Source organism: Candidatus Jordarchaeum sp., assembly GCF_052745115.1.
Genome location: NZ_JBRAKS010000375.1, coordinates 1 through 3,664, shown reverse-complemented (window position 1 = coordinate 3,664; position 3,664 = coordinate 1). Strand labels below are relative to the sequence as shown.

Annotated in this window: 2 protein-coding genes; one reads left to right on the top strand and one right to left on the bottom strand. The window is 38.6% G+C overall.

Annotation, left to right across the window (positions count from 1 at the left end):
* Positions 1–257 precede the first annotated feature (257 nt).
* Positions 258–449, bottom strand: a complete 192-nt coding sequence (locus tag ACUVXA_RS18095; protein WP_445872686.1) for a hypothetical protein — start codon at positions 447–449, stop codon at positions 258–260.
* Positions 450–1,036: 587 nt separating this feature from the next.
* On the opposite strand from ACUVXA_RS18095, the gene ACUVXA_RS18090 reads away from it, so the two are divergent.
* Positions 1,037–3,664, top strand: a 2,628-nt coding sequence (locus tag ACUVXA_RS18090; protein WP_445872685.1) for an ATP-dependent helicase, incomplete at its 3' end; no start/stop codon positions are given.

Below are 3,664 nucleotides of genomic sequence, written 5' to 3'. Positions count from 1 at the left end.
GGAACCGAACACCATTTAGGCGGTGTCCTAAATGGGTAAGTTTCGGACAACGGTCTCTCTGACATCCCGGCAATTTTAGCACTTACTGAAAAAGAAGCTGCCATATGCTTTCGTCTCGTTAACGGGAGAACGGATTACGCTGGCTTTTGTGGAAAGGATCCAATATTCCTCAACTGGGTTAAAGATTTATTCATATATTACTGGGACAAAGGATAGAGAGTCTAGTGCGCCAGGCAGGTTCTGTACCTTAAATGATGCTAGCCTCTGGGCAATCGGTCCCAAATATGGAAAAGTTCAAGTTTTAGCAAACTTGGAGCCAGGCTAAGCTCCTTTGCGCCTTTTCCTCTTCTAACAAAAATAATACATTCCCTGTCTGATATTAAATCTGATAATCCTGGTTTTCCTCCTGGTCTCCTAAAAATCTTTAATGCTGTAGTTTTTGTTAGCATTTTGGATGCCTTTATCAAAGTTCCTGAAGTCTTTTCTTGAGTGGCAATAACGTCTGCCTGTTAGTGTCTTTTATGCTTCTTCTCTTCTTAGTTTGGAGATTAGTCAACCAAAAACTAACAAACGAATCATGGAACAACTTAATTCGGTGATCATAAACTTTTTAGAAATAATCTATAGTGTCTTGAAAAGTTTTTGAAACAAAACGACTGTGAAATCTGCCTTTTTATGGCTTCTTTTCGGTAAAGGAGCTTTTCTTCACAGTTAAAATGATTCAAAAACTTCGCTAAATACTATCAGCTCCTCTTTAGTTCGGTAATTTTTATATATTTTTGTCTGTTAAATTTATTTGACCAACAGGGAGTGGAAAGATGTGTTAGTGCGAGGTATTCTGAGAATCTTTCCGTTCTGGACAGCTCTACAATCTTTTTATCTAAAAAGGATAGAGATTAGACCCTCTTGACAGGTTGCCTTACTACGGTGAGGCTTACGATTAACTGTAAAGTTGGGCATCACCACGTTTAATTTATTAAAAACTATGTGTGCTAAAACAGTTATTAAAAATTGACTTTCCGGGAAGGCGATTGGTTTGGAGTACACTTTAGCTCAGAAAGATGCGATTAATTTTAGGGATGGCAATTTGCAGATTGTTGCCTGTGCAGGTTCCGGTAAAACAGATGTTATTACCCGAAGAATAGCTCTGCTCATATCGGGTGGGATTAAACCTGAAAATTTTATAGCGTTTACTTTTACGGAGAAGGCTGCCGAGGAGATGAAGTTTCGAGTTAGGAAGCATCTCCAGGAATTAAGACCTCAGAATCCTGAGATTGGAGACATGTATGTTGGCACGATTCACTCGTTTTGTTTCGAATTACTGAAAAGGTTTAAACCAAAATATAGAGGTTATGATGTTCTAGATGAGAATAAAAGGATAATCTTTCTATCTAATTACACTAATTTTTTCCGTGTTCATTTGAATCATTTAGGTGACAGAAAGTATAGGAATATTGAAACATTTTGCCGGAGTGTTGATGTTGTACGGGAAGAGATGATAAATCCCGAGGATTTGCCGGATGAATTTAGGGAATACTATGAAAATTATCTAAACTTGTTGGAAGAGCAGAAGTTCTTGGACTTTTCGGGAATGATGTTCGAAGCTGTAAGGTTACTTGAAGAAGATTCCGAGTTCGCTGAAAAGGTGAGAAGACAATATAAATACTTGATTGTTGACGAATACCAAGACATAAATCCTCTACAGGAAAAACTAATACAATTAATAGCAGGCGAAAAGGGTAACCTGTGCGTTGTGGGTGACGATGACCAGTGCATTTACCCGTGGAGGGGAAGTAACGTTGACAATATCCTAACATTCAGGAAAAGATACAAAAACGTAAAGTCCGTCCCCGTTTCCACAAATTTCAGAAGCAGCGAAGCCATAATCGAATCCGCAAGAAAACTGATTGAAAAAAATTCCTCTAGGTTGGATAAAAAAATTGAAGTGTGGCCGGAACGGAAAATTCATTTCGAGTCCGGAGACATATACGCAGTATTTTTTGAGGATGAAGAGGATGAAGTGAATTTTGTAATAAATAAAATAGAACACCTCCGAGGAACACGATATTTTAACAACAAGGGAGAAGAATTTTCCTTAGACTATAGGGATATAGCCATATTTTTTAGATCGGTAAGGACATCTGCCGGACCCTATATTAAAGCCTTTAAGGATAAGGGAATTCCATACATCGTTAAAGGCGGGGGAAAACTATTTGAACAAGACGAAGTGAAACTGGCAGTACAAAGTTTAGCTTATTTGGGTAATTCCAGTTTTGGTGAAGAGGAAGACGACCCCGAACTGATTGCAGAACTTTACCATACTTGTTTCGGAAAGACCGGAGACGCAGAAGGGTTTATCGAGAAGTTAGATTTTCTGAAGGAAGAACTCGGAGAAGACGATTTTATAAGCCTCCAAGAATTATACTACAAAGTTTTAAGCTGCATAGGCGCTACAGATTTTGAGTTCACCGAAACACAGTACTACAATTTCGGAGTCCTAAGCCAAGCAATCTCCGATTTCGAAGCCGTATACAAAACGATAAAAATTAAAGATATAAAGTACTTTCTCGGCTACATCAAAGGATACGCTGAACGGAACTACGAAGAAGGCGGCTCAGACGACCCAACAAAAATCAACGCCGTAAAAATAATGACCATACACAGAGCCAAAGGCCTCCAATTCCCAGTAGTTTTTATGCCCAACCTCGTAAAAGGCAGATTCCCCTCAAACGCAAAACCCCAACAATGGCATATTCCACCCCACCTTTTCGACATTGAAAGGTACGAAGGAACAGAGGAAGACGAAAGAAGACTATTTTACGTAGCTGTAACCAGAAGCGAAAAATACCTCTTCCTATCTGGAAGCACACATCTCATAGAAGGCGTAAAAAGAAGAAAACCCTCCCTGTTCTTCGAAGAATTCCCGAAAGATTATGCGTTAACCAAGCCCATTAAAGACCCAACAAAACGAGAAAAATTAGAATTATCCAAAGTGGAGTCACTCAAAGGATTCCCCACATCCTACAGCGAACTAAGATACTATGACAGATGCCCCTACGATTACAAGCTAAGATTCATATACGGATTCAATCCCAAAATAGCCATCGCCCTAGGCTACGGAAAATCCATACACAACATACTAAACATCATCCACAACAAATTTAAACAAAAACCACCAACCAAAAAAGAAATTACAAAGATAATAGATGAAAACTTCTATCTGAGATACGCACCAGAAAAATTCATGGAACGAATCAAAAACAGTGCCAAAAAAATCATCAAAAATTACGTGGATAAATTCTCAGGAGAATTCAACCTAATACTAGAAACAGAAAAAGCATTTGAATTCGCCCTAGGAAACGCCCTCATCTCGGGTTACATTGACCTCATAAAAAGACTAAACGACAAAGGAGAAATCGAAAGCATAGAAATAGTCGACTTCAAAGAACACGATGACAACGAATTAGCCACCGACTATGAAAAACAACTAAAACTATATGCAATCGCCTCCCTAAAAGCATTAAACCTAAACCCCAAGAAAGCCACCGTATACCACCTAGACGAAGGCAACACGTCCCAAGTAGACATAAGCCAAAAAGAACTAGAAAAAGTGGAAAAAGAAGTAAAAAAACAAGTCGAAAACATAATGAACAGAAAATTCCCA

What these genes read in the sequence shown, in the direction of transcription:
- ACUVXA_RS18095 (WP_445872686.1), bottom strand. Translation starts at nt 449, where the DNA reads ATGCTAACAAAAACTACAGCATTAAAGATTTTTAGGAGACCAGGAGGA.